The sequence below is a fragment of the Pseudanabaena sp. BC1403 genome (assembly GCF_002914585.1).
Classification (GTDB): domain Bacteria; phylum Cyanobacteriota; class Cyanobacteriia; order Pseudanabaenales; family Pseudanabaenaceae; genus Pseudanabaena.
Genome location: NZ_PDDM01000036.1, coordinates 1 through 23,559, shown reverse-complemented (window position 1 = coordinate 23,559; position 23,559 = coordinate 1). Strand labels below are relative to the sequence as shown.

The 23,559-nt window shown below is 41.7% G+C and carries 24 protein-coding genes; 5 read left to right on the top strand and 19 right to left on the bottom strand.

What is annotated here, in order from left to right:
• Positions 1-36: 36 nt before the first annotated feature.
• The 5 genes from bchD to CQ839_RS22315 form a co-directional block, all read right to left on the bottom strand.
• Complete coding sequence (gene bchD, locus CQ839_RS22330) at positions 37-2,088, bottom strand: magnesium chelatase ATPase subunit D (RefSeq protein ID WP_103670507.1); 2,052 nt, start codon at positions 2,086-2,088, stop codon at positions 37-39.
• Between the two features lie 48 nt (positions 2,089-2,136).
• Positions 2,137-2,424, bottom strand: a complete 288-nt coding sequence (locus tag CQ839_RS22325; RefSeq protein ID WP_103670506.1) for a BrnA antitoxin family protein — start codon at positions 2,422-2,424, stop codon at positions 2,137-2,139.
• A 172-nt stretch (positions 2,425-2,596) separates the two neighbouring features.
• Positions 2,597-2,749 carry a hypothetical protein gene (locus CQ839_RS25300; protein ID WP_181016297.1) on the bottom strand — a complete coding sequence of 51 codons (153 nt, stop codon included), beginning with the start codon at positions 2,747-2,749 and terminating at the stop codon, positions 2,597-2,599.
• Positions 2,727-3,131 (bottom strand): hypothetical protein, encoded by a 405-nt coding sequence (locus tag CQ839_RS22320; protein ID WP_103670505.1) that lies wholly within the window; start codon positions 3,129-3,131, stop codon positions 2,727-2,729. The genes CQ839_RS25300 and CQ839_RS22320 overlap by 23 nt, the downstream gene beginning before the upstream one ends.
• 3 nt (positions 3,132-3,134) lie before the next feature.
• On the bottom strand, positions 3,135-3,350 hold the full coding sequence (locus CQ839_RS22315; protein WP_103670504.1) for a hypothetical protein: 216 nt from the start codon (positions 3,348-3,350) through the stop codon (positions 3,135-3,137).
• Positions 3,351-3,400: 50 nt separating this feature from the next.
• On the opposite strand from CQ839_RS22315, the gene CQ839_RS22310 reads away from it, so the two are divergent.
• Positions 3,401-3,640 (top strand): hypothetical protein, encoded by a 240-nt coding sequence (locus CQ839_RS22310; RefSeq protein WP_103670503.1) that lies wholly within the window; start codon positions 3,401-3,403, stop codon positions 3,638-3,640.
• Positions 3,637-5,001, top strand: a complete 1,365-nt coding sequence (locus CQ839_RS22305; protein WP_103670502.1) for a DASH family cryptochrome — start codon at positions 3,637-3,639, stop codon at positions 4,999-5,001. The genes CQ839_RS22310 and CQ839_RS22305 overlap by 4 nt, the downstream gene beginning before the upstream one ends.
• Here the strand turns inward: CQ839_RS22305 and CQ839_RS25295 are convergent.
• The 11 genes from CQ839_RS25295 to CQ839_RS22255 all read right to left on the bottom strand — a co-directional run bounded on the left by CQ839_RS25295 (position 4,998) and on the right by CQ839_RS22255 (position 12,908).
• Positions 4,998-5,150 carry a hypothetical protein gene (locus tag CQ839_RS25295; RefSeq protein ID WP_181016296.1) on the bottom strand — a complete coding sequence of 51 codons (153 nt, stop codon included), beginning with the start codon at positions 5,148-5,150 and terminating at the stop codon, positions 4,998-5,000. The genes CQ839_RS22305 and CQ839_RS25295 overlap by 4 nt on opposite strands.
• A 48-nt stretch (positions 5,151-5,198) precedes the next feature.
• Positions 5,199-6,023, bottom strand: a complete 825-nt coding sequence (locus tag CQ839_RS22300; RefSeq protein WP_103670501.1) for a Cyclin D1-binding domain-containing protein — start codon at positions 6,021-6,023, stop codon at positions 5,199-5,201.
• Between the two features lie 182 nt (positions 6,024-6,205).
• On the bottom strand, positions 6,206-6,937 hold the full coding sequence (locus CQ839_RS22295) for an HNH endonuclease (RefSeq protein WP_103670500.1): 732 nt from the start codon (positions 6,935-6,937) through the stop codon (positions 6,206-6,208).
• 3 nt (positions 6,938-6,940) lie between these two features.
• On the bottom strand, positions 6,941-7,846 hold the full coding sequence (locus tag CQ839_RS22290; protein ID WP_103670499.1) for a DNA adenine methylase: 906 nt from the start codon (positions 7,844-7,846) through the stop codon (positions 6,941-6,943).
• A 119-nt stretch (positions 7,847-7,965) separates the two neighbouring features.
• On the bottom strand, positions 7,966-9,483 hold the full coding sequence (gene atpA, locus CQ839_RS22285) for a F0F1 ATP synthase subunit alpha (RefSeq protein ID WP_103670498.1): 1,518 nt from the start codon (positions 9,481-9,483) through the stop codon (positions 7,966-7,968).
• Positions 9,484-9,616: 133 nt separating this feature from the next.
• The gene (gene atpH, locus CQ839_RS22280; RefSeq protein ID WP_103670497.1) at positions 9,617-10,174 is read right to left on the bottom strand and encodes an ATP synthase F1 subunit delta; all 558 of its coding nucleotides are present in this window, start codon (positions 10,172-10,174) and stop codon (positions 9,617-9,619) included.
• Positions 10,175-10,182: 8 nt separating this feature from the next.
• A complete protein-coding gene (locus CQ839_RS22275; protein WP_103670496.1) occupies positions 10,183-10,716 on the bottom strand; it encodes a F0F1 ATP synthase subunit B in 534 nt (177 codons plus the stop codon).
• A gap of 65 nt (positions 10,717-10,781) precedes the next feature.
• On the bottom strand, positions 10,782-11,279 hold the full coding sequence (locus CQ839_RS22270; protein WP_103670524.1) for a F0F1 ATP synthase subunit B': 498 nt from the start codon (positions 11,277-11,279) through the stop codon (positions 10,782-10,784).
• Between the two features lie 81 nt (positions 11,280-11,360).
• A complete protein-coding gene (atpE, locus tag CQ839_RS22265; RefSeq protein ID WP_103670523.1) occupies positions 11,361-11,606 on the bottom strand; it encodes an ATP synthase F0 subunit C in 246 nt (81 codons plus the stop codon).
• A gap of 118 nt (positions 11,607-11,724) precedes the next feature.
• The gene (gene atpB, locus CQ839_RS22260) at positions 11,725-12,486 is read right to left on the bottom strand and encodes a F0F1 ATP synthase subunit A (RefSeq protein ID WP_103670495.1); all 762 of its coding nucleotides are present in this window, start codon (positions 12,484-12,486) and stop codon (positions 11,725-11,727) included.
• A 32-nt stretch (positions 12,487-12,518) separates the two neighbouring features.
• Positions 12,519-12,908, bottom strand: coding sequence for an ATP synthase subunit I (locus tag CQ839_RS22255; protein ID WP_258040840.1), 390 nt, complete (start codon positions 12,906-12,908; stop codon positions 12,519-12,521).
• Positions 12,909-13,338: 430 nt separating this feature from the next.
• Here CQ839_RS22255 and CQ839_RS22250 point away from each other — a divergent pair, with 430 nt between their 5' ends.
• Positions 13,339-13,959: a hypothetical protein gene (locus tag CQ839_RS22250; protein ID WP_103670493.1), complete on the top strand. Its 621-nt coding sequence runs from the start codon at positions 13,339-13,341 to the stop codon at positions 13,957-13,959.
• A gap of 74 nt (positions 13,960-14,033) precedes the next feature.
• On the opposite strand, the gene CQ839_RS22245 is transcribed toward CQ839_RS22250, so the two are convergent.
• Entirely contained in the window at positions 14,034-15,653 is a 1,620-nt protein-coding gene (locus CQ839_RS22245) for a S8 family serine peptidase (RefSeq protein WP_258040839.1), read from the bottom strand.
• Between the two features lie 619 nt (positions 15,654-16,272).
• Between CQ839_RS22245 and CQ839_RS22240 the strand changes: the two genes are divergently transcribed.
• Positions 16,273-16,953 (top strand): hypothetical protein, encoded by a 681-nt coding sequence (locus tag CQ839_RS22240; protein ID WP_103670491.1) that lies wholly within the window; start codon positions 16,273-16,275, stop codon positions 16,951-16,953.
• A 38-nt stretch (positions 16,954-16,991) separates the two neighbouring features.
• On the opposite strand, the gene CQ839_RS22235 is transcribed toward CQ839_RS22240, so the two are convergent.
• Entirely contained in the window at positions 16,992-18,626 is a 1,635-nt protein-coding gene (locus CQ839_RS22235) for an Hsp70 family protein (RefSeq protein WP_258040838.1), read from the bottom strand.
• Between the two features lie 168 nt (positions 18,627-18,794).
• Between CQ839_RS22235 and CQ839_RS22230 the strand changes: the two genes are divergently transcribed.
• Complete coding sequence (locus CQ839_RS22230; protein ID WP_103670489.1) at positions 18,795-20,966, top strand: glutamine synthetase III; 2,172 nt, start codon at positions 18,795-18,797, stop codon at positions 20,964-20,966.
• A gap of 89 nt (positions 20,967-21,055) precedes the next feature.
• Here CQ839_RS22230 and CQ839_RS22225 read toward each other — a convergent pair whose 3' ends face one another.
• Entirely contained in the window at positions 21,056-23,314 is a 2,259-nt protein-coding gene (locus CQ839_RS22225; protein WP_103670488.1) for a pentapeptide repeat-containing protein, read from the bottom strand.
• Positions 23,315-23,559 lie beyond the last annotated feature (245 nt).

Genomic DNA, 23,559 nt, shown 5'->3' with positions numbered 1-23,559 from the left:
AATCGCCCGCTTAGCGGGCGATTTTTTTATTGGTTTTTATTGTCGCAGATCAGAGATCGCACTAAGCGCGACATTCGCGATCGCTTGATCTGTCGCCTTGGGTAAATGATAATACTTCCCACCACCTGCGGCGGCGAGTTCCTTGGCAAAGCCTGTAGACACGAATTTATTTTCCGTATCAATTACTAAAAGCCCTAAATTCAAAGCGCGAACTTTTCGACATATATCGATCAATTCCGCTTTGATATCAGGCTTGTTTTCTGGATCAATTGGCTCGCCCATCGATCGCGCTAGGGGCACATTGCCTCGACCATCAGTAATCGCCACAATCGTCACCGAACCGACATCACCTGACTGTCTCGCGTTCATCGCCACTCTTACTGCCTGAGTCAAGCCATGCGCTAGCGGCGAACCACCACCGCAGGGCATGGTATCCAAACGACGACGAGCTGCTTCAATGGAACGGGTAGGTGGCAACAATACATCTGCTTTTTCACCTCGAAATGGAATCAAAGCAATTTGGTCACGGTTTTGATAGCTATCAGTCAACATTCGCAAAGCAGCACCCTTAGCTGATTGCATCCGATTCAATGCCATCGATCCAGAAGCATCTACTAAGAAAATCGTCAAGGCTCCCGCTTTACGAGCCAACTTCTTCGCTCTGATATCGACATCCTCAACGATGACTTTACGATGGGGTTGGCGCAATCTTCTTGCCTTTTGATAGGGAGCCGAGGCTCGGAGAGTGGCATCGACAGCAATGCGATCGCTTTTACCTTGAGGCAAAATTGGCTTGATATAACGCCCACGCTCTTGGGAATAAATCACGTTGCGTGTACCTGAACGCCCTTGCTTCTGCATTGACTGAGCAAAAAATAGCACTTCAGGATCAAGAATTACACCTTCAGGATCGAAGACAAATTCTTCAGGAATTTCAGGGGATTCATCCTGATCTTGCTCTTGTTCCTGATCCTCTTGATCTTCCTCCTGCTCCTGTTCTCCTTCGTCCTGATTGGGAGGTGGCGGAGGTGGTGATTGCTGCTGTTGCTGCTGTTCAGGTTGTTGTTGATCAGGAGAAAGAGGCGATCGCGGCACGATTACCAACTCCACTGCCTGACGCAAGTCATCAGCATTAACCTGAGTTCGGCTTTCTAACGCCGCCGCTGCTTTAGCTACTCGCAGAGCAAATAACTCAGCCCGATGTCCTTGGACTCCACCCCGCACCGCTTCTGCTACAAGATACTGAATCTGCGCTCTCGAAATTGTGATGTCTTTCAGCCATTCTCGCGCCAAAATAATCTGTGTTCGCAGATCATCAATATCCGAGTCATAACCACTCAAAAATGCTTCAGGGGAATTGGCATAACCCAACACCATATCTACTGCTTCCACTCGTTGATCGAGAGAGAGAACTCCATCCGCAGAAAGATTGATCGCAATTCGATCCATCAAATGCTCGCCTAATGTCCCCTCTGCTGGGTTATAGGTAGCAATTAGCAAAGGTTGGCAAGGATGTTGATAGCTAATACCTTCGCGTTCGACTTGGTTATAGCCTGTGGAGAGAACCGAAAGCAATAAATTAGAAATTTGTGGATCGAGTAAATTAATTTCGTCAATATAGAGAACGCCGCGATGAGCTTCTGCTAGAATTCCTGGCTGGAATACAGTCTGCCCCTCGCGCACAGACCGACTTACATCTACCGAACCAATCAGCCGATCCTCGGTAATTCCTAATGGAATTTGGATAAATGGCGCAGGAATGACTTTAGTTTTGATTTCGCTAAGTTCTTTTCCTTGCATCGCTTCAACCAAAGCATCATCCCATTCATCTGGATTAGTCGGATCGCAATTACTTAGAGAGTGGATCGCAACTTCAATGGGAGGTAATAAAGCATGAATACCACGCGCAAGTACGGATTTTGCTGTCCCTCGTCTACCCGCGAGGGCAATGCCACCGATACAAGGATCGATCGCTGCTAACAGTAAAGCGGTTTTAATCGCTTCTTGACCGACCACAGCTGCAAGGGGAAATGTGATAGGGGTATAAGTGATGTTGGTGGTTGGGTTGGCGGGCGGCGAAAAGACCATGCGATCGATGTTATATAAAAGTTTGGAAATTGATAGATGTCTGACTAATTATAGCGGTTTGGGTCGGTCAGCATTAGCCTTTTCCTCAATATATTGGCGTAAAACACTGTTAATCAAAGTTTTATACTGATCTCCTTGATCCTGAAACCATTGCTGTACATCTGGATCTAGTTGAACTAAGTTGTGAGTTTGATCTACGGGAATGCATAAAGTTGCACGTTCAAAAAATTCATCTGTTAGTGGAGGAATATCTGAATAATCAATATCCTTATCTGACATTGCCACCAATGCTGCTAAGTCAGTTCGAGAGGTACTGTTCAAATTTTCTCTGTTCATGATGGGTAGCTCTTCTTGCGGAAATGAATTCGGATTATGTTGTTTTTTGTTCATTGCGGGAATATCTGCAACCTCAATCTCACATTTACGAATGTTTTCAATATTTTTTGTTTCGTCTCACTCAAATTGCATGAAGGTTGTGACTGATTAAACTAACTCGTTTTATTATCGCCTATTCACAAGAAACAAAACAATGCGATCGCCTATGCACCAAAAGCAAAAATAATGCGATCGCCCCCTTATTCAAATCTCCAAACAGCGATCGCCTATTCATCAAAAATAAAACAATGCGATCGCCAGATTTACGATTTTGGATTAATTTCAAACTCTGACTTGGAACGGTAGAAACAAACATCAAATTCAAGAAAAAAATTGGTTTGACCAAGAATTAATGGAGCATTTGGGTTATTTGTCCAAGCAAACACTAATTTGATTGGTTCAAATCCTCCAATCTGAGAGATTACAGAAAATGGTATTGCTTGCTGATTACCAAGATTACCTGTTAATCGAATGATAGCCTTGCGGTCATTCCAACCACCACCTAATTGCAATCCAATTTCATAGGGCAAGACGTTAATCGTAGCGCCACTATCGACTAAGCCAACTGTCTCAACTATGTGCTCGCCTTGCTGAAATGTCAGTGGAATTCTTGGAAGGCTATCAAATTCGTTTTGATTTGGGCTACTGGTGGAGTACTTGAATCTCATAAGTTATTGATGAGTTGTGTCTGTTTGTTTGAGAGCTTCCATTAAAATTGCACCAGCACCAAACATATCGTAAGGAGTCGGCAGGTCATAGGTTTTAAATGGTTCAATTGGCGCAATATCTTCAGCAATATCTAAGTCTTCTACAAGAACACGAATTAGTTTGAGCTTTTCGATCGCAGTAAGTCGTCGTGCTGCTGGAATTACTTCGGCTAATGTCATGTTAGTGTCTCCATAATCTGAGATCTTGTGCTTCTAGCTTACTCGATCAAATGCGATCGCCCCCTAATTCAAACCACCAAACAGCGATCGCCTATGCACCAAAAGCAAAAATAATGCGATCGCCCTCTTATTCAAACCACCAAATAGCGATCGCCTATTCACCAAAAATTAAAATAAGTCTTATTCAAACCACCAAGTTGATTATCATGGGAACATATCTCGCCATTAGTCTCACAATTTCAGCGAGCATGAACCTACTCAATCGCCAATTCCAAATTGTAGAACGATGACTAATCAAAATATCTTAGTTTGGTTTCGCAACGATCTGCGAATTCATGATAATGAAAGCCTATATGGAGCTTCTCAAGTAGCTCAACAAGCAGGCTTACAAATATTTCCAATATATTGCTTTGACCCCAGACACTTTGCTGAAACTAGTTTTGGCTTCGAGAAAACAGGTGCATTTCGCGCTAAATTTTTGATCGAGAGTGTCGCAAATTTACGCGAAAATCTGCGATCGCTTAACTCCGATTTGATCATTCGGTTTGGTAAACCTGAAACCATAATTCCTGAACTAATTCAAGAACATGAAATTAGTTCTATCTATTACCAAGCCGAAATTACATCTGAAGAAAAGACCGTTGAAAAAAATCTATATTCTCTTCTCAAAAAACAAAATGTTGATTTCAAAAAATTTTCAGGAACTACCCTATTACATTTTGATGATTTACCCTTTGAAATCCCTCAACTTCCCGAACTCTTCACCCACTTTCGCAAGCAAGTTGAACCTAATTTAGTTATTCGCAAAACCTTCCCAACCCCCGATCACCTTAATCCACTACCTAAAAGCCTTGATGTTGGCGAAATCCCTAGCTTAGCAAAATTGGGACTTGAGGAAATCGAACCATGCGATCGCGCTGTACTCCAATTTAAAGGCGGCGAAACCGCAGCACTAAAACGTCTAGATCATTACTTCTGGCAAAGTGATCGCCTCCAAGTTTACAAACAAACCCGTAATGGAATGCTCTACGCCGATGACTCTTCCAAATTCTCACCTTGGCTTGCTTTAGGCTGTCTCAGTCTCCGCTATATATATGCTCAAGTTAAACAATACGAAAGCGATCGCCTTGCTAATGATTCTACCTACTGGCTAATTTTTGAACTACTATGGCGTGATTATTTTCGTTTTGTCGCCGCTAAACATGGCGATCGGTTGTTCCTTCGCACAGGCTTACGCAACATTGACATTTCTTGGCAACAGAACTGGAAAAGATTTACCCGTTGGCAAACTGGAAATACAGGCTTTCCTTTAGTAGATGCGAATATGCGTGAACTCGCCGCCACAGGCTTTATGTCCAATCGCGGTCGTCAAAATGTGGCAAGCTTTCTCACTAAAAATCTTGGTATCGATTGGCGCATGGGAGCGGAATGGTTTGAATCTCGATTATTGGATTACGATCCTTGCAGTAATTGGGGTAATTGGAACTATTTAGCAGGGATTGGTAATGATGGTCGCGATTCGCGAATGTTCAATGTTGTCAAGCAAGCACGCGACTACGATCCTCAAGGTGAATATCTCAAACATTGGCTACCCGAACTTGCAAATGTTCCCATTGCCAAAATCCATCAACCTCAAAATTTCCATATTTAGGGAGCTTTATGAATATTTATCCATAAGTCTTCCACTAGTTTTAGAGTTTCTTCGCACTCTAACTGATCGCCCCTTCCATCGCTTAAACCAGCGATCACTCCATGATCGCCTATTCTCCAAAAGTAAAAATAATGCGATCGTCCCATCATTCAAATCACTAAACAGCGATCGCTATTCAGCAAAATTCAAAGTTATGATTACTTTACTCTTGTAAACTTAGCTCCAAAAGAACTGAATGAATTAGCATCTAAAATAGTTAATGGTTGAGAAGTGCTTCCGCTTGCTGGTCTATCAGGTGTGCCAATAGTCCACGTAACTGGAAAAGAGCTACCTTTAGAAACAGAATTTGGAATTGTCCCTCTAAAAGTCACATTACCTGATGGCACACAGTTGTCTCCAGTAATTTTAGTTGCAGTTAGAGAATTGCCATCTATATTAATACGAACCCTCTCACTTAACCCTCCGCGTTCACAACCATAACCTTCTCCAATCCAATTGCCAACAAACATTTTTCGCCAATACTTGTTGCGGGTTTCAGATGTAAATTTTTGACAATTGTTACCAAGTACAAAATATTGACCATCATTTCTCAGATCACATTTCATTCCTGGAAATCCCTCTTCTAAAACCAATCGAATAATTTTTGAGTCATACCGCTCACTATCAATTGGTTTGAAGTCATCAATTTTACTTTTGTCGGGAGCAAGCCCTTTATCTAACGCTTGTCTAGAGTAGGTAAATCTTTGACTATCCGAACCAAACCCAACGTTATCAGAAATTATACCGTCACTGCAAAAGAAAATATGTTCGTGCTTACCTTCCTTATCAAAACGATCTAATACTTGAAGACGAGGTGCGCCCTTGAAGACTGGATGCCATGCAAAAGTCACGTATTCTCCACTCTGTTGACATACAGAAGCATCTACTGCTGATCTTGCATAGACTGCTTCGCTAAAAAATTGTGAAGAAATTGCAAATAAACCGCCGACAATACTGGAGTAAAGACCGTAGTTAAGTTTCATATTTGCTTGGCTAATATTTAAGATGAACCTAAGGAAAATGATAAATTTTTGCGATCTGTTTTTTTCAATAGACTGCTAGATAGGAATGATAGTAATCTATCTTTTCTCTAAATATCTATAATTTTTGTATCAAAATCAAGTTGAAAGGTGGCTTGAAAATATCAGTATGTGCAAAAAATTACCTAATCTTCATCACGACTAATTTCCTGTTCGATAATTTCCTTAACAAACTCAGGGATTGCCTTATCTAAACTCATCGCCCTTTGCTTCAAAGCCTCATACACCGCCACCTCATCCTCCTCCCACAACAGATCTATGCGCCTCACCTGTAGCATTGCAATATGTACATGATTTTCTGGATATGCCCAGTAACATGACAAACAAATAGACTTATCCTTAAGCTCAATCCAATTTTGGCAATGCTCACAAGCCCAAGACTTTGCTCGATTCGCAGAACCACATAAAAGCATAAAGTTTTCAGGTGCTAAATCTGGTTCACCATCAACCTCAAAAGGAACACGATGATCGATTTGCAGCTCGCGCTCATCCACTTGCTCTAGATAAATAAAACATCGACAACCATAACTCTTAATCAACTCATCCTTAATCTGCTTTGATAACCCCGTCCGACCAGACAACCTCGAAAATCTTGTCTTGCTAATATCTCCAAACCTATAGGCAGCAATCTTTCTACCATCACTTCCGACCACCCGAAAAGTTTCTAAGGGAATACCATGTTCGCGCACATCCCTAGCGGCTCTCGGCGGATGATTATAACCATAGGTTCCTTTCAGATCCTCAGTTGTAATAAAACCATATTGGAGAATATGGTCAATTACCGCTTTCGGTCTTTTGGCAGTCACAGATCGACAAATCTGCAAAAAATCATCGGGTAATGGCTGAGAGCTATCCATTTTTCACACCAACGTCAATTGTCTTGGCTGTTCATACCTATAGCTAGCCAAATCGATCAACTTATCCTTTATCAGATTTGGTGATAAATACAAAGACTCAATGGTTTTTTCTTCTCTACCTAATAAAGTTGACTGCGACGATCTCCCAACTTCAATTTCAATTCTTTTAAGAGCCAATCTCTCAGGTAAAATCTGACCAAAAGCCTTATTCCCTAACTTGCCGTCATAACTAATTACAAACCTAATGCCCCGATCATTGAGACTCTCAAGAGCGAGAACAAAATTATCAAAATCAATACCCGATAAATATCTTGAATCCCTATTTCCACATACACCCTGATAAGGCGGATCGAGATAAACCAGATCAGTTTTCTGGACTGCCGCTAATACTTTACGATAATCCCAAGCCGTAAACTGACATTTACCTTTTAATAGGCTAGAAACCCCCGTAATATTTTTACTCATCGTTGCAGGAATTGTCCCTTTGCGTCTCTTGTCTGGACTCTGATTAAATAGACCTTCAGAGTTATAACGTACAGAACCTTTTACGCATCTAGCTAGTAAATATAAAAACAATTTTGGATCGTTAGTTTGATTAAATCTTGTTCTAATTTCAAAATAGTGACCTATTGAATCACTATGCTGCTCATTCCATATATCTGCGTAAGTATTAGCGATCTCACGCGGATCATCAATAATCAACTGGAGTAATTCTATTAGGGGCTGATTAAGATCATTTAACCAAAATCTTTGTGCGTATTGTTTAGCCGATGCTGCGATACTAATTGCTCCAGTCCCCGCGAAAGGTTCAACCAGTCTATCTATCTTGTCAGGAAAAAAGCCAAGAATAAATGAAGCGAGATTTCTCTTGCTACCCTGATATTGAACTGGATGCGGTAAGTTAGACATCGAAGTACAAAAGACTACTTGATTAGCAGCATATCATAGAGTTTAGAATTTCATTTTCAATAAAATAAGCTAATAAAAAAGAGGGCATATGCCCTCTTTTTTATTAGCTTATTTGTGGATTAGACAGAAGCTAAAAAGGTCTTCTTGTATTCAACAAGAGCTTCCTTCAAGATTTTTTCTGCTTCATCAGAGAGCTTCTTCTCAGCCTTGATGATTTCGCCGTACTTGGGCTTGCTGGTTGCCAAGTAGTTACGCAGACCCTTGTTGAATGCGCCAACTTGCTCAACTTCCAATTCATCAAGATAGCCATTAATTGCGGTATAGATAATCGCAACTTGGTCGCCTACGGGCAATGGCGAATATTGAGGCTGCTTGAGAATTTCGCGTAGACGAACGCCACGGGCTAGCTGAGCTTGAGTGGTTTTGTCCAAATCAGATGCGAACTGAGCGAATGCTACGAGGTCATCATACTGAGCCAATTCCAACTTAATCTTACCAGCCACCTGTTTCATCGCCTTGATTTGCGCTGCGGAACCAACACGGGATACCGAGATACCAGGGTTGATCGCAGGACGAATACCAGCGTTGAAGAGGTCAGAAGACAAGAAGATTTGACCGTCAGTAATCGAAATTACATTGGTCGGAATGTATGCAGATACGTCACCAGCTTGGGTTTCGATGATTGGCAATGCAGTCATCGAGCCGCCGCCGAGTTCATCACTTAACTTCGCAGCACGTTCGAGCAAGCGAGAGTGTAAGTAGAATACGTCTCCAGGATATGCTTCACGACCTGGTGGACGACGGAGCAAGAGAGCCATTTGGCGATAAGCTTGGGCTTGTTTTGACAAGTCATCATATACGATCAAAGTGCCTTGACCTTTGTACATGAAGTACTCAGCCAATGCTGCGCCAGTGTAAGGAGCGAGGTATTGCAAGGTAGCAGGATCGTTGGCGCTTGCCATAACGACGATCGTGTATTCCATTGCGCCACTTTCACGGAGCTTGTTAACTACGTTAGCAACGGTAGAAGCCTTCTGTCCGATCGCTACATATACGCAGATACAATCCAAACCTTTTTGGTTGATGATTGTGTCGATCGCAACCGAAGTCTTACCAGTTTGGCGATCGCCAATGATCAATTCGCGCTGACCACGACCAACAGGAATCATCGCGTCAATCGCAGTGATACCAGTTTGTAGAGGTTCAAATACGGATTTACGAGCAATAATGCCAGGGGCAGGAGATTCGATTAAGCGAAATTCAGATGCTTTGATTTCGCCTTTACCATCAATGGGTTGAGCCAAACCATCAACAACGCGACCAATAAATCCTTCCCCTACGGGAACTTGAGCAATACGTCCAGTTGCTTTAACCGAGCTACCTTCAGCGATTTTGCGACCTTCACCCATCAACACAACACCAACGTTGTCTTCTTCAAGGTTTAGCGCAATGCCGACAGTACCATCTTCAAATTCTAGCAACTCGCCAGCCATGCACTGTTCCAAGCCATAGACACGAGCGATACCGTCACCGACTTGCAGGACAGTACCAACGTTAGAAACTTGCAGCTCTTGGTTATAATTAGCAATTTGCTGCTTGATAATATTGCTTATTTCGTCAGGTCTGATGCTAACCATAGTTGTGTTTTACCAGTTATCAGCGATCGATTTGTTTTTTATATTTGAGAATTTGGCTATTAGCAGTTAGCTATTAGCTTTTTGATGATTGGTTCGTAATTCGTAATTCGTAATTCGTAATTACTCTGACCTTCTAAACGCCTGCGGTTAAGCTTGTCTTAAGACGGCGTAGCTGTCCACGAATGCTTGCATCTACTACCTGAGAGCCAACTTTGATGATTACGCCACCGATCAAATCAGGATTGATGGTTATGTCAAGCTGGACGCTCTTAGATTTAGTCATCGCTTTGACGCGATCGCGAAGGCTATCCTCTTGAGATCTGCTCAATTTTAAAGCAGATGTAATTTCTGCAAGAGCTACGCCATCAATCACACGCAATAAAGCTTGAAACTGACTGATGATTTCGCTCAAGAAGGCAATGCGTTTGCGATCCACTAATAGAAGTAGAAAGCTTTTGGTCAAAACGTTAACCGAAGAACCAAATGCACTTTCAATTACGCCTTTTTTGACATTTGCACCAACTAGAGGACTTGCGAAAAGTTGAGTTAATTCAACTGAATCAGTAAGAGTTTCGCTAATTAAACGTACATCTTTGGCGATCGCATCTAAATGATTTTGCTCTTGGGCTAAGGACATCAAAGCCTCAGCATAGGGAGCAACGACTGCTTGACTAACAGAACTAGATTTCATGTTTTCTCCTAGTCAGAACTTAAAAGGGCAATGCTACGGTCGATTAGTTCAATTTGAGTAGATTCACTCAAACCGCGATCAAAATATGACTGCACACTAGCAAGAGCTTTGTCGGCAACTTGCTGACGCAATTGCACGATTACCCTTTCTTGTTCTGTTGCAATCTCTTGATCGGCAGATTCTCGCAAACGAGCAATATCTGCATCTACCGTTGCCAAAATTAAATCAGCCGCGTGCTTAGCATCAGTTTCAGCCTGTTTACGCAAGTTATCCGCTTCAGTTTTTGCCTGAGCCAATTTTCCTTGCTGCACTGCTAGCTTATCTGTTGCTTCTTTTTGACGTTTCTCTGCATCACCAATCGCTGACTGGATGGACTCCAAGCGATTTGAGAGGATCTTGCCAAGAAAACCGCGACCTGCATATACCAGGAAAGCTACGACAATTACTAAGTTAATTACATTAGTTTCAAGAATATCGGTATTAAAACCAATTCCTGAAGACTCGCCTGCTTCGCTAGCAAGTAAAACGAAATTGCTAATCATAAACGTTATTTCTATTACTCAATATCAGCCAGAAGCCAGACCGAAGCTATCTAGGATTATGAAGACTAGGATCTTACTAAGTTACCCAAAAGCTTTTCTAGAACTTGGCGACTGAGTGATTCCACTTCCGTATCCAAAGATGCTGTAGCATCTTGCTTTTGTTTTTCGATTTCAGCCTTAGCAGTTGCAACTTTTGCTTTTGCTTCTGCCATAGCTGCATCAATACGTTCGTTGCGAATCTTATTTGCGGACGCTTGAGCGGTAGCTAAAACGTTTTGAGTGGCTTTACGAGCAGTAGCAAGCTCTTGCTCATATTGCTTTACAACTAACTCAGCTTTCTCTAGACGTTCTTTCGCTCCAATAATTTGCTCTCTAACATAATCGTCACGATCATCGATCGCTTTACTTAGAGGCTTGAAGAAAATAACGTTGAGAATTGCCACAAAAACAATGAACTGCACCGCCATAATGGGGAGAGTGGCATTGACATCAAATAATCCACCCTTCTGCTCGACAGCTTCCGCAGCAAGCAGAACAGTTGAGACAAGGTTCAAAAGTATCATAGTTATTTTGCCAAAAGATTCTGTTGTTAGAGTCATGAAGAAGCTAAGAGCAGACACTCATAGCTTCTTTCTGATTAACTCTTAAGCAAAAGGATTGGCAAATAATAGGATCAGAGCAATAACCAGTCCATAAATCGTTAGAGCTTCCATGAATGCAAAGCTCAAAAGAAGTGTGCCACGGATTTTGCCTTCTGCTTCAGGCTGACGTGCAATACCTTCAACAGCGCGGCTAGCAGCAGTACCTTGTCCGATACCAGGCCCAACTGCACCAAGACCAACAGCGATACTAGCGGCGATTACTGAAGCTGAGGCTACTAATGGATCAATCATTTTTTCTTACTTTTTTTAGTTAATTTGCTGGAGAGAAGAATTTACAGAATACAAGAGCGAAATACAAGATAAAAATACAATTGTGAAATTATAGAAATGAAAAGTCAAATGCTATCTAATGCTCATGACCTTCATCTCCATGACCTTCCATTGCTTCACCAATGTAAGACGCGGCAAGTGTTGAGAAAATCAAGGCTTGGATTGCGCTTGTAAATAGTCCCAAAACCATTAATGGCATAGGAACAAACAAAGGCACTAGGAGAACCATAACGCCAACTACTAGCTCATCCGCGAGAATGTTCCCGAAAAGACGGAAGCTCAGGGAGAGTGGTTTCGTAAAGTCTTCTAGAACCCATAAAGGGAGGAGAAACGGTGAAGCTTGAACATATCTGGTAAAAAATTCCAGTCCACGCTTCTTCAATCCCCCATAGAAATAGGCTAGAGAGACTAACAAAGCCAAGGCAACAGTTGTATTAATGTCACCAGTAGGTGCGCCTAGTTCGCCTTCAGGTAGCTTAATTAGTTTCCAAGGAACTAGTGCTCCAGCCCAATTTGATACGAAGATAAACAAGAATAGACTACCAACAAATGGTACCCATTCTCTATAATGCTTCTCGCCAATTTGGTCTTTGGCAATGCTCTGAACGTATTCCAGAGCATATTCCATGAAATTTTGAAAACCTGCGGGAACATGTTGGTCAGCTTTGGCCGTGCTAGATCCGATGATTGCAGCAACAAGTACTACGCCCATTACAATCCAGCTAACGATTAATACTTGACCATGTACCGCTAGGTTACCGAACTGCCAATAAAAGTGTTTACCCACTTCTAGTGCGGCAAAACTGTTTTGATGGCTAAAAATTACTGGATCGATCATGTTCGATATGTTACAACCTGTAAGAGGTCAAATCAGCGAGAATGAGACACACCTGTCAAATCTTGAGCAAGAATCGCTAAAACAGCAAGTTTGTAGGTCATAAAGCCAAAAAATGCTGGCAAAACCTGCAATTGTTCTGACTTGGCGGCGATCGCTATTAGAACTACAAATACGCCAAAGCGAGCATAACCGAGTCGCTTGGACTGTTTACCCAAACGATCTACCCCTTTGGAAAGCATCCTAAGATAGATAGCACCGACCACTGCACCGACAAAATAGCTGAGTGCAATGTTCCATCCATACACGCACAACACAACCAGACCAATAGCTAGTCCAGAGATGATGGTTAGCATTAACAGCTTTAATTTGAGACGATTGTATTCATCCATTCCATCAGAAACTGATGAAGATGAGCTGTCCACAATCGCCTGCGAAGCTGTACTGTTTTTTGCGGGAATAATCTTCACTGTTGACTTTTAGCGAAAATTGCTGATTATTTGAGTGAAGAACTGTTATTTGAGATATTACTCAAACGAAATTGGGTGTCTAAAGACTTGGATGTAGCTGCCTACAACGTTACTAAGAATATCACGCAAGATGCCACATTTGCTTTACAACTCTTCAACAAATAACTATGCGGCGGCACAAAGCCATTGCCTATACTTTTTGGCGGATACTTTATAATAGGTATTTAGTCTATGTTGGGGTGTTACCATAGCAAAAAGTTTTAGACGAATTCTGAAAAAATAAGTTAAAAAATTAAATTAGCTTCTAAATTTGTTTTTTTAATTGCCTGACTAAGTTTTCGCTTAAAATTCATTACTTTCTGTGAGCATCCAGAATTTGCAACCTATGTCCACATCTTTCGCTAATCCTCGCCCGTTTCAGTTTGCTTTGCCAGCCGCAGTTGTTTCTCTTGTTTCTGCTGCTTGGCTGTCTCTAGGGGCGATCGCGCCAAATGTTGCTTCAGCACAGCAACTTCTAGCCCAGTCACAGCCCGTCGCTTCTCCCCAAGCTCAGCCTTTAGAGCCTACTAAGCCCAATTCTCTTGAGAGTAGTGTGTTTAGTATTTCGGGTGGACAGCGATTGATGTCGGAGTCGATGACTGCAATTAGTCAGCAAAATTACGATCAAGCTGTTACTAAGTTGCAAGATGCGCGCCAAGTGTTTAACCAGCTATCAAATTTTTATCAAGAGTTAACGACAAGCTTTTCAGGAATTGATAATCGCATTTCTGATAGCCATCGTCGCAAGGCTTTACAAACAGCTCAGTTGCGTGATGAGGCAACCTATCAGCTTGCCGTAGTCTATCGCGCCAAAAATCAGCCTGAATTGGCTGTGCCTTTGTTAATTCAGTTGATTCGTAGTCAAGCGCCAACTCGCGATTTGGGCTCACAAGCTTATCAGCAGTTGTTTGAGCTAGGTTTTGTGGATGCACAGTTTGTGCGCCCTAATGCTGCGGCTCCTAAATAACATTAGTTCGGGTTAAGCTAGCTGAATTTATATGTAAAAAAGTAAAAGCCTCGCATAGCGAGGCTTTTACTTCTTTAAGAGTTTTTTGCCCACCAAGCTAAGCCATAGCGTTGGCTAACTATATTTGTTTGGGGAGACTTAAAAACAACTCTAAGTTTGTATTTGCCTGTTATGGGGATTTTTATGAATATATGCTGTAAGTTGTCAATTTTGCTAGCTGATGACCAGATATTTTGGGAAATATCGGTATCTTGCGATCGCATCAAATACAACTCAACTTTATTAAAATCCTCATCGCTGAACTCTTCGCCAATATCAAATAACCCATTACCATTTTTGTCGTTGAGCTTAACTTGACGATCCCAAGTTAGAGTTGCCGAAATAAAACTATCAGCAACTAAGGGATCACTAAAAACATATTCTTGGTATTTATCAACTTCGACAATATTTGTATCCCAGCCGATCGCAGAGATATTAGCTGAGCCATTATTTGGAGATTGTTGCCCTGCTTGAAATTGCTGAAAAGCGCGATTGGCATTGAGTTGACCTGCCCCCAGACTACGACTGAGGGGTGTCTCACGGCTAGAATAGGCTTCGGTGTCGATCCATGTTTTGCCAAAAGCATCCAGAATAGTCTTCGACATGCCGAGAATTTTGCCATCGCCAATATCCTTGAGCTTATCAGCAGAGTTAATTAGCACAGCTTTAATTAATTCATGACGACGCGCATCAATACTCCAGTAGCCACTTGTGATTTGGCGATTGGCATATTCATGTAGGAGTGCGATCGTCCCGACAACATGGGGGGTAGCAAAACTGGAACCATTAGCATTTTTAAATTTACCTTGCAAGGTCGGTAGTTTAAGGTTATTTCCAGGAGCTAGTATTGCCATTGAGCGCCTACCATCGATGGGGCTTTCGACTCCTGATGTCCATTTCCCATCTTTATTGAGATCGCTAAAGACTTCACCTTGATCATATTTTCCATTGCTGTTGCGATCGAGATATGGCTCATCAATTAGGTTGCCGCGATCGAGTTGACGGTAAATGCCATCGACCTCATGGGTAAATCCGACCGTAAAACCGTTATATAGATCTGTGGGGATGGGAATACCACCTTTGCCTTGGTTACCAGCAACGATCGGTAAAGTGTTATAGGTTGCAGCGAGCCAATCAACGCATAGAGTTAATAAAGCATCGCCATCGAGTTTTGCATTAGGGCGAGGGTCTTCACTGAGGAGTTCCCCAAAGCTGAAATTAATAGCGCGAACAGTACCGTTGTATTGTCGGGCAACGTGCTGAGCCGCGATGCAGGCTTCAGGTTGTCCATCTTGGCGACGTTGTGAATAAGCTGAGGATAGCAGCTTGGCATCTGGGGCAACCCCACGACGAATTTTATGTTGGCTAATGATCACAGCGGCAACTTGGGCGGAATGATCATCGACATTGCGATTCGGGATAGCTTTACCGTCACGAAAAAAGACTTCGTAGGGTTGAACAATGATGCGGTCTAGTTGCAAAAGTTTATTGGAGATTTTATCTACGGCAAAACGACTAGGACGGCTTAGCTCAACTTGTCCGATAAATACGTCTTTGCCAGTAAGGTTATAGGGTGCTTTTTGTAAAGTTCTTGCATCTATGCCTTGGCGATCGACTGATTTGTCTAAAGCCCAAGTTGCAGGGGTAGTAGACATACATAATAAAATCCAACCGACAAACCAGCCTGACCTATGCATTTTTATTCCCGTTTACTGTCTGAATGACTTTGCACCGCATATTTATTAGCATAATCAAAAAACTCTCAGCTTTACAGCGACTATAGTCGTAGTTAGCTATTCTCATTATGAAACCGATTTTGTTGTTTCCAGCGCCTTCGGCGCTGGAAACAACAAAATCGGTTGTTTGAAAGCCCGCCAACGGCGGGCTTTCAAACAACCGATTTTGATCATGAGAACTTCTGAGTCGTAGTTAGATAAAACTAGAAAGAGAGAGGGGCGCTTTGCGCTCCCCTCTCTCTTTCTAGTTTTATAACAATTTTCAAAATGGCATTGCCATTTTGAAAATTGTTATAAAACCCTTATTGGGTTTGCTTTTTAATTCTCGCAATTATAGTCACACTTTCGAGAATTGATATTTGGTCTTGAAAATAGTTGCAAATCGCTGCATCTCCTTGTTGGTGTTTATAACAGGGCGGCGATCGCTATAAAAGTATTTTGGCGGTTGAATCTAGAGGTTCAATAGGAGAATATCTGTGCATAATTAATTCATGGGCGCGTCCACTTTACTTAAACTACGATAGTTAACTCAAAATTTATGACAAAACCTTGGGCGATCGCGATAGCTGCAATTTCTTACTTTAGTATTAGCACCGCAGTCTATGGCGATGTCAAAATGTCACGACGTGCCAATGATTTAGAAATCGATCGCCAAGTGATCGAGAGTAGTCCTGTATTGCAACGGTGGCTAGAGAAACCCCCTGATCTTTTAGAAGATATTTACAATACGCCTAGTTTTAATACAAAGTTGGGGATTAGCCTTACCTCGCGCAATAATTCTTTTGGAGTTGGGGCTGGGGTTGAGGATTTGTTTGTGGGGCAGTCGCCTTTGACGGTGAGTGGAAGCTATCAGAATGAGTTTAGTGGTCGAGAAAGTGAGTTGCAGGCAAATATTCGTTACTATGCTTTACCATTGGGCTCTTATTGGAATATTGCGCCGCTTGTGGGATATCGTCAATTTAATCAGCTAGATCGCCCACAAATTTCAGGCTTAGATGTAGGATTGCTAGGAATTTTGGTTTTATCACCCAATAATTCTGATTTGCGGCTAAGTCACACTTTTACTTCTCCCAGTGGCAATCTTGAGATGAGCACAACTGCACTCTCAACTAGCTATGCAATCACCAGAAATTTACGATTGGGTACAAAAATTGAATGGCGGCGATCGTCTTTGATTTATGACAGTCGTGTGGGCTTCTCCTTAGAGCTAGCACTGTAACAATCATTTTTGGCGGCGCGAAGCGCCGCCAAAAATGATTATTGGAGCTTTGCGACAGGATAATCGGTTAACAATTGACGTTGAGTGAGTAAATCGATTGCCGTTACTAGTAATTCGCGCTTATCGCTAATGCTAAATAAAACTTTGAGCCGATCGCAATCGGGCTGACCTAGCGGATCGAGTATGGCGATCGCCTGTGGCATTCCTACGCCATTAGCATCAGCTTGTAATGGTTGAAAAGCTTCTTTAGCTTTTTGCCCAAATTGCATGACTATGCGATCGCCATCAAAACTTATTTCTGCTGCCCCGATGGGGCGGCTTTCCATTTCACCAATGGTGAGTGCAATTTCGGGTTGATTTGGTTGAGTTGCTCTGAGTAATAACTCTACGGGACGGCGAGTGGGATAGACCTGTCCTCGGCGAAATAGTTGTTGATATTTCCACTGCTCCGCACTGCGATCCCAATAGCGAATGGCATAGGAATGAAATAGATAATCTTGAAGAGCTAAACCTTGACTGAGCATCAAAGCACCATGGGCAATCGCTTCAAAGGGCTTATGACTATATACTTTCCCCATTTTAAAATAGTTTTCAACAAATGAACATACTGATGGAATCAGCGTACAACCACCGACTAAGAGAATATGTTTAATATCCCCTTTGAGAATTCCTTTATTAAAGGTGCGATTGATTAATTCATCGATCGCTAATTGCAGAACTCGATAAAATCCTTTTCTCTCTAATAACTTCTCTAATTGTTGGCGAGTATAATTGATCTCGATCGCAGATTGCGTAGTTAGATCAAAAAAGATTTCGGAAGCTATTTCTGTTTCTGAAAGTGTGATTTTAATCCGTTCCATTAAAAACTTAAGAATGCTTAAATTAGTATCTGCATTTATATCAGCAGTTTCTTCACGACTTTCTAAATAATCTTGGACTAACCATTGATCGATATCTTCGCCACCGATTGTATAACCTGTCTTCGCGATCGCCTCTGCTTTATACTCTGTCCATTCATTGCGATTGACCCCGATTTCCTCTCCCCATTTGGCAATGTTTTCACTCTTAGGTAATCGCACCAGTGATAAATCTAATGTGCCACCGCCAAAATCGATTACTAATACTAATGCACTGGGCGCGATCGCCTCATAACCAAGAGCCGCAGCCGTTGGTTCATCAAGAATACGAATACGCGGCGTTTGCAATGTCGGCAGATTGGGCGCAAATATCTCAGCGCTACATTCATCTAGCCATCGCAAATATTTTTCGTAAGCCTGTACAGGAGCTGTCAAGATTATTTCCGATGGAAAAATCTGCTGCGATCGCAGTTCCTTAGAAAGTTCGCGCAAAAACTGATTGCCTAACCATTCAGGTGTTACTTTAACTCCATCAAGTTTAGGAACATAATTTACATTTGCCACTAACCGCCGTTTGATTTGATTAAATAATCTGGGTTGGGGGCGATCTTTACCTTGATCGATGATCCGCTGACCGATTTCGACTATTTCTGCTTGGGCATTCTGCACATACATCAATGATGGGACAAGACCATTTAAAGGTGCAGGACGATTAAGATTCTCAAAAATTATGGTTTCAGGCTGATTTGTGGCAATATTCCATCGCGCAATCAGAGTGTTACTACTACCAAAATCAATGGCGATCGCATTCATCATCTTTTGTAAATCACAAGCAATATTGCCAACAGTATCATTACATCATTAAATTTTGTGCGTTGCTATACCAATCATGTGTAATCGATTCGGTATCTTTTTTAGCCATTTGATAAATATATCTTGAGTATGATTGAAAAAATCTGACAATAATTAATCCCTAAAATAATCATGAGCGGAAACGAGTCGCGCATTCAAGCCATTTATCAGATCACCAATCGCGAGCCAATGCCCAAGAAAGCACCAAAGCGCTTGGAAGAGATGTGGGCGACCGATGTGTTTACTCTGAGCAAGATGCAAGAATGTCTTCCTAAGACAGTCTTCAAATCGATCAAGAAAACAATTCTAACTGGTGAAACTCTTGATAGCTCAGTAGCTGACGCGATCGCCTTAGCGATGAAAGATTGGGCAATTTCCAAAGGTGCATTATATTACGCCCACGTCTTTTATCCTTTGACCAACATTACTGCTGAAAAGCATGATGGCTTTATCTCAGTTCAGAGCGATGGGTCGGCGATCACCGAATTTGCTGGTAAAGTCCTTGTACAAGGTGAACCTGATGGTTCCTCATTCCCCAACGGCGGTATCCGTTCTACCTTTGAGGCACGTGGCTATACAGCATGGGATGTCACTAGCCCTGCTTATATCATGGAGACCGACAATGGTTCTACCCTGTGTATTCCTACAGTTTTCGTGTCTTGGACTGGCGAAGCTCTAGACAAGAAGACTCCATTGTTGCGATCGAATGCAGCTATGAATAAAGCTGCCACCAAAGTCTTAAAACTGATGGGTGAGAAAGATATTGCCCCCCTCAACTCTAGCTGTGGTGCTGAACAAGAATATTTCTTGATCGATTCTAATTTTGCTAATGCTCGTCCAGATATTTTACTAACTGGTCGTACCCTATTTGGGAAGCCCTCAGCTAAGGGACAACAGTTTGACGACCATTACTTTGGCGCAATCCCTGAGCGTGTGCAAGTCTTCATGCAAGATGTTGAAGAGCGCTTGTATCGTCTTGGCATTCCTGCCAAAACTCGCCACAACGAAGTTGCCCCCGGACAATTTGAAATTGCGCCATTTTTTGAAGCTGCTAACGTAGCTACTGATCACCAACAAATGATCATGACTCTGCTTCGTTTCACAGCTAAGAAACATGGCTTTATGTGCTTACTCCATGAAAAACCATTTGCAGGCATTAATGGTTCTGGCAAGCATGTTAACTGGTCAGTTGGCAACTCTACTCAAGGTAACTTGCTTGACCCAGGTGATACACCTCACGCCAATGCCCAATTCTTGGTCTTCTGTGGTGCAGTCATTCGTGGGGTTCACAAATATGGACCTCTGCTCCGCTCCGTAGTTGCAACTGCTGGCAATGATCACCGCTTAGGTGCAAACGAAGCTCCTCCTGCGATTATCTCGATGTATCTTGGTTCGCAACTTGAGGATGTATTCGCGCAAATTCTTCAAGGCGATCTGAAGAGTTCATCTGCCAAAGGTTCGATGAATATTGGTGTTGATACCTTGCCAATCTTGCCAAAAGATCCAGGCGATCGCAACCGTACTTCACCTTTTGCTTTCACTGGTAATCGTTTTGAGTTCCGCGCTGTGGGTTCTAATCAATCCGTAGCTGGCCCCCTCGTCGCCATGAATACTATCCTTGCCGAGTCTCTCGACTGGATGGCTGAAAAGCTTGAAGGAGCAATGGCTAAGGGTGCTGATTTGAATGCTGCGATTACTGCTGTTCTTAAAGAAGTAATGGAACTTCATGGCGCAGTAATTTTTAATGGTAACGGCTACTCTGAAGAATGGCATAAACTCGCTGTAGAGCGTGGCTTAGCCAATCTTCGCGCTACCCCCGATGCATTGCCTGTTCTCAAGGAATCTTACATCGAAGAATTGTTCAGTAGAGAAGGTGTTTTAACTCCTGTTGAGTTAGCTAGCCGCTTTGAGACTTACGCTGAGCAGTACATTCTGTCGATTGAAGTTGAAGCTAAGCTTGTTGTCAGCATGGTGAAGACTTTGATTTATCCTGCGGCAACCCGTTATCTCACTGATCTCAGCAATACTTCTCTCAGCTTGAAGGAGCTTGGTGTTGACTTTGATAAAGAAACCATCGAGAAGGTTGCTTCTTTAACTAAGCTTGCGATCGATGGAGTTAGCAAGCTCAGTGACGCTTTGGCAAAACACGATTTCGCTACTACTGAAGATCATATGCAGTATCTCTCTCATACTGTCCGACCTTTAATGGATGGAATCCGTGGCTATGTTGATGCTTTGGAAGGTGAAGTTGCTGATGACCTCTGGCCATTGCCTACCTACCAAGAAATGCTTTTCATTAAGTAATTTCAATTCCTGCAACCAATAAAAAAGCGGCGCATTGCGCCGCTTTTTGTTTATAGAAAACAAGGTCACTTTATCTTTATTTATCACTTCTAAATATGTAGTGAAGTTAGCAGCCTTGCAACTATATCTTTCATCCTTTGTATTACATCATTTATATTGCTGAATTCCTCAACAATTTGTTCCTTAGTCAGTTGATCTAAATTATCATCATTGTTATCCGAAAGTGTATCCGAGACTGGATTAATAGCTTTATCAAAACGATCAATGTATGGTGTAAATTCTAGAATGATGCGATTACATTCTTGACTACCCAAAAAATTTTCTCTATCTACTAAATATTTTGATCTTTTCCTGAGCTCTTTAAGGATAATGTCTTTCAGTATATTTAAGACTTTGTTTGCATCTGAGAGACGTTCATCGTAAGTAAGGTCAAAATCTTTAGGAAGTAATCCTCCAATCGAAATCTCTTCATCAAAATATACACCGATAACAGATGCATCTTGCAGATTAGCCCCATCTAAGTTTGCCCCTTGCAAATTTGCTCCACTAAGATAGGCGCAGGTTAGATTTGTATTTTGTAATTGAGTGGATGCTAAGTTAGCATCACCGAAATTTGTTCTTACCATTCTTGCATGAATTAATACTGCCTGCTCCAAATTTGCTATTGAAAGTTTGGCTCCAGTCAAATCAGATTTTTCTAGGCTTGATTCCTTTAAACAAACAGCACTTAAATCACTTCTTATCAGGCAACATCTTGTTAAATTGGCTTTAGTTAGGTTTGCAAAACTTAAGTTAGCTCCTTGCAAGTCAGAATCGCTTAGATCTGCTTCACTGAGATTTGCAAATCGTAAATCAGCGCCGTTGAGCTTTACTTCTCTAAGCTGAGCAAAATTTAAATTTGCATAAGCTAAATCTGCTCCTTCTATTTCTGCATTATATAGTTTTGCACAACTCAAGTTTGCTCTTTCTAGTTGAACTCGATGCATTTCTGCACCCTCTAAATTTACTTCGATTAAACTAGCTGAATCTAGGTAAGCACCTCGCAATCTTGCACCTGAAAGATTGGCTTTATCGAGATTCGCGTTGGAAAATTTAGACCCATCAAGCATAGCACCATGTAGATTTGCGCTTCTTAAATCAACATCACTTAAGTCAGCTTCGCGGATATAAGCTTTTTCAAGATTTGCTCCGTGCATCTTTGCACCTCTAATAACAGAATTACTAAGTACACTCCTTTTAAGAATTGCGTTTCCTAAGTTTGCATTTGTTAGATTTATACGAATCATTTCCGTGTTTTCAATCCATGCATCAGTAAGATTTGTTTCTTCAAAATTTGTACAAGTGATTATAGCTTCTGTTAAATTAGCCTCGATCAATGTGGCTTTATAGAAGTTTGCTCTCTTTGCTTTTACCTTTTTAAGATTTGCTCCATTTAAATTTGCATGACTAAAATTTGATTCCCAAATCTCCGCCCCTTCCAAGTTGGCATTACACAAGATTGCATTTCTAATCATAGAATTATTTAATTTAACTCTTTGAAGGCTCGCTTCCTCTAAATTTGCATTCTCAAGATTCGTCTGTATCATCACCGCATCATCTAAGTTTGCTCGACACAAATTTGCACCCTCAATATCAGAGTTGTTTAACTTACTCCCTCGAAGACTTGCATTCTCTAAATTTGCATTTTTAAATTTTGTCCTTAACATATCTGCTTCATCTAAATTTGCCTCAGTTAGAATTGCTTCTTCAAATTTGGCTCCAAGAAGACTTGCAGAACGAAAATCAGCGCGATGCAATTTCGCACCCCAAAAATTGGTTCCCCTTGCGATTGCTCCACGAAGTTTAGCTCCTTGCAAACTCACATTATAAAAATTTGCACCTCCTAAATTTGCTCCTTCGAGATCAGCGCCATTCATGTTTACATATTCAAGATCAGCTCGTCGAAGTATTGCCCCCCTCAAATTAGCTTCTCTTAAATCTGCTCTAGTCAAATCTGCACCACGCAAACTTACACCATCAAGGTTTACAAAGCTTAAATTCGCACCACGAAGGCTTACCCTGTTCATTGATGCACCACCAAGATTTACACCTTGAAGATTTGCATTATCTAAACTAGCGCCATTTAGATTTGCTCCTTGCAGATTCACTCCACGTAAATTCGCTCCATTTAAGCTAGCACCTTGAAGATTTGCTTCACTTAGATCCTTATCCGATAAATCTTGACCATCTAGGCATACCCCTTGAAGATTTTTTTCGTTACTATCGACATCATTTTTGACTGTCTTAAAATCGTTGCTTTTCTTTCGATTAATCCTTAAAACCCTGCATATTTGTCCCCATACAGCCATTTAAATTACCCTCACGGTATTTCTGTCAAGTTTAACATGAACTTCTTCTATATTTCTTCTAAATAGGTGGCTAGGCGCTATTAAATATAAAGCAAAAAAAACGTGCTGCCCATTGTGCAGGCGGTATAGGTTTTAATATAGTTTTTTAATTATGCTGAGGCGTTGTTGCATGAATAAAAAGAAGCCAAAAGATGGAGGATCTTAGGATAGACAATTAACGAACAACAGAACAGGAGACAGGTTTA